Source organism: Pseudomonas sp. PS01299 (assembly GCF_029960145.1).
Lineage (GTDB): Bacteria > Pseudomonadota > Gammaproteobacteria > Pseudomonadales > Pseudomonadaceae > Aquipseudomonas > Aquipseudomonas putida_A.
The window spans coordinates 1-3,116 of the sequence record NZ_JASCPO010000394.1; the positions used below are offsets into that span (position 1 = coordinate 1).

At 58.2% G+C, this 3,116-nt stretch carries 4 protein-coding genes; 2 read left to right on the plus strand and 2 right to left on the minus strand.

What is annotated here, in order from left to right; translation table 11 throughout:
• Window positions 1-116 precede the first annotated feature (116 nt).
• Together QMX91_RS30150 and QMX91_RS30155 are read left to right on the plus strand one after the other, a co-directional pair.
• Window positions 117-1,022 carry an alpha/beta hydrolase gene (locus tag QMX91_RS30150; protein ID WP_282413837.1) on the plus strand — a complete coding sequence of 302 codons (906 nt, stop codon included), beginning with the start codon at window positions 117-119 and terminating at the stop codon, window positions 1,020-1,022.
• Window positions 1,019-1,348: a hypothetical protein gene (locus tag QMX91_RS30155; RefSeq protein WP_007964217.1), complete on the plus strand. Its 330-nt coding sequence runs from the start codon at window positions 1,019-1,021 to the stop codon at window positions 1,346-1,348. The genes QMX91_RS30150 and QMX91_RS30155 overlap by 4 nt, the downstream gene beginning before the upstream one ends.
• Window positions 1,349-1,524: 176 nt before the next feature.
• Here QMX91_RS30155 and QMX91_RS30160 read toward each other — a convergent pair whose 3' ends face one another.
• Together QMX91_RS30160 and QMX91_RS30165 are read right to left on the minus strand one after the other, a co-directional pair.
• Window positions 1,525-2,313 carry an OmpA family protein gene (locus QMX91_RS30160; protein ID WP_007964218.1) on the minus strand — a complete coding sequence of 263 codons (789 nt, stop codon included), beginning with the start codon at window positions 2,311-2,313 and terminating at the stop codon, window positions 1,525-1,527.
• A gap of 56 nt (window positions 2,314-2,369) precedes the next feature.
• On the minus strand, window positions 2,370-2,774 hold the full coding sequence (locus tag QMX91_RS30165) for a DUF4398 domain-containing protein (RefSeq protein ID WP_007964219.1): 405 nt from the start codon (window positions 2,772-2,774) through the stop codon (window positions 2,370-2,372).
• Window positions 2,775-3,116: the final 342 nt, after the last annotated feature.

Sequence of the window (3,116 nt, forward strand, 5' to 3'; positions counted from 1 at the left end):
CGCGATAGCAGTGTGTCAATCAACATAAATATCGACTGGCACACCGCTATCGCGAGCAGGCTCACTCCTACAGTTTTTGACTGTATTCCAATTCGAATTCTGCGAGGTTTCACCGGATGAGAATCCTCGGCATCCTTTGCCTGCTCCTGACCCTCAGTGGTTGCAGTTCGTTATTGTTCTACCCCGAACCGGGCCAGATCTTCACCCCGGAAAAAGCCAGGCTCGAATACCGCACCGTCACATTGGTCACGGCGGATGGCTTGAAGCTGAACGCCTGGTGGCTACCGGCCAAACCTGGCGTCGAAGTCAAAGGCACAGTCCTGCACCTGCACGGCAACGGCGGCAACCTGCCGATGCACCTGGGCGGCAGTTGGTGGTTGCCGAAAAACGGCTATCAGGTGCTGCTGGTGGACTATCGCGGGTATGGCTTGTCCGAGGGCAAGCCGAGCCTGCCGGCGATCTATCAGGACATCGACGCCGCGTTCGCCTGGCTCGACAAGGCGCCAGAGGTCAAAGGCAAGCCGCTGATCCTCCTCGGCCAGAGCCTCGGCGGCTCGATGGCCGTGCATTGGCTGGTGCAGCACCCGGAGCGGCAGAAGCAACTCAAGGCCTTCGTGCTCGACGGTGTGCCCGCCAGTTATCGCAGCGTCGGGCAGTATGCCCTCAGCACGTCTTGGCTGACCTGGCCGTTGCAGGTGCCGCTGTCGTGGCTGGTGCCGGATAGCGACAGCGCGATCAACTCGATGCCGCAGCTCACGGGCGTGCCGAAACTGATCTTTCACAGCATCGATGACCCGCTGGTGCCAATGGCCAACGCCATCCGCCTGTATCAGGCAGCGCCGCCACCGCGCGTGCTGCAGCTGACCCGCGGCGGCCACGTGCAGACCTTTGGCGACCCTGTCTGGCGCCAGGTGATGCTGCGCTATCTGGAAGATCCCGAACATTTCAAAGGCCTGCGCCGCCTCGGCGAGATCCCGAACTACCCGCAACCCTCGAATTCTGAAGATGAGAGTCCGCAATGACTGAAGAACGTAACGCCATCCCGCTGATCATCACCGGTATCTGCAGCATCCTCGGCACCGTCGGCGCCCTGTGGTACTACGGTTACCTGCACTTCGCCAAACCCGAGGATGCGCTGCTGCTCAACGAATTCACCATGCTCAAGACCGTGCCGGGCGAAGACTACAAAGTCTCGCTCGACCCCGCGCCGCAAGTGGCGCAGTGCATCGATGGCGTGCTGGTGCTGTTCGACACCGAGCAGAAAGGCCTGACCGGGGTGCTGATCAATGCGCAGAAAAAAGCCGTGCGCTGCATGGGCCAGGAAACCCCACAAAAACTCGAACCATAACCCGATAAAAACTGTGGGAGCGGGCTTGCTCGCGAAAGCGGTGTGTCAGTCACTCTATATTCCGACTGATCTACCGCTTTCGCGAGCAAGCCCGCTCCCACAAGGGGGGAATGTGTAAGGCCAAAAAAAGCCCCGCCTGATCACTCAGGCGGGGCTTTTGCGTTAGCGCGTGTTGCTTAGTTCGAGCTGACCGCCGAACGTGGCATCACTGGCTGGTTGTCGTTGGAAATGGTCACTTCCACACGACGGTTCATCGCACGACCAGAAACGCTGCTGTTATCAGCAACCGGGTATTCCTTGCCATAACCCTGAACCACGATGCGCGAAGGATCTACGCCCATCTTGATCAGAGCGACTTGTACCGAGGTCGCGCGACGCTCGGACAGCGACTGGTTGTACGAAGCCGCGCCGGTGCTGTCGGTGTAACCCTCGACGATCACTTTGCGATCAGGGTTTTCCTGAAGGAATTGCGCCAGTTTGTTGATGTTCACCAGACCGCTGGATTTCAGGTCAGCCTTGTTGGTGGCGAACAGCACGTCACCGAAAGTCACCAAGGTACCGCGATCGGTCTGCTTGGCGTTCAGGCTCTGCTGCAGTTGTTTGATCTGCTGATCACGAGCGTCCAGACGCGCCTGAGCACGTTGCGCGGCAGCGTTTTTCAGGTTGTTTTCAGCGGTGCGCAGGGCGATGGTCTGCTTGGCCACTTCCACGCGCTGGTTGGTCAGGTAGGCCAGTTGGTCAACCTTGGCTGCGTCTTGCTTGTCCAGATAAGCCTTGTCGGCCTTGTCCAGGTAATCGCTGGCGTCCTTGGTTTCCAGGGCAGCGACTTTGCTTGCCTGTGGGTTGGCCTGCAGGCCGGCGTAGTTGGTGCGCGCCTGTTCCAGGTTCGGGTTAGGCGGAGTGGAGCAGGCAGCCAGGGCAACGCTTGCGGCCAGAAGAGCGGGGATCATCAGTTGCTTACGCATAATTTGTCGTCCTTTCTATCGATAAAAGTTTCAGCTTTGCGATTCTGGATGCGCGCTTACTGCACGGTGCGCTGACTTTCCTGACGCAGTTCCTGAACACCTTTCTGGGAATCCTTCACAGCCTGTTCGGCCTTGGCAGCCTGAGCCTTGCGTTCTGCTACGCGAGCGTCCCATTCGGCTTGCTCGGCGAGGGTGCGAGCCTGCTCATACTTCTTGTCGTGCATGGCAATTTCGGCTTGCTTGAGCTTGTCCTGAGCCTGCTTCATTTCCACTGCAGCGAACTCGGTACCACCGGCGCTGACGGCGCTGTTGACGGCCGATTGAGTCACGGCGTACTGCTCGGTCGGCGGGTTACCGGCGCAACCGGCCAGAACGAAGCTGGTACCGATAGCCAGAGCAGCCAGTTTCAGACCGCGCAGGTGGGAGAACGAGGTTTGGGTCTTCATGGTCTTCAACTCCATTGTTTAACTCCTGATAAAACCGAAAATCCATCCTGGTCGAGGAGCCGCAAGCGTCGTGTAAAAGCGCGTTTTTGAAACGCTCGTTCCAGGCGTGGTTACAGCTTCCGACCGGAGGCGTTTTTCAAAAGTTCAGAAAAGATGGCCTATCGCCAAAATTTTTTTTGACCAAACGGACAAGGCTCTAAACCGGGAACTTTGGAGGCGGGGAGAGGTACGCGCGGGGGAAAGTCAGAAAACTTTTCAAAAGGAAACACGATCCTGTAGGAGTGAGCCTGCTCGCGATAGCAGTGTGTCAGTCAGCATCAAAAGCCACAGATACACCGCTATCGCGAGCAGGCTCAC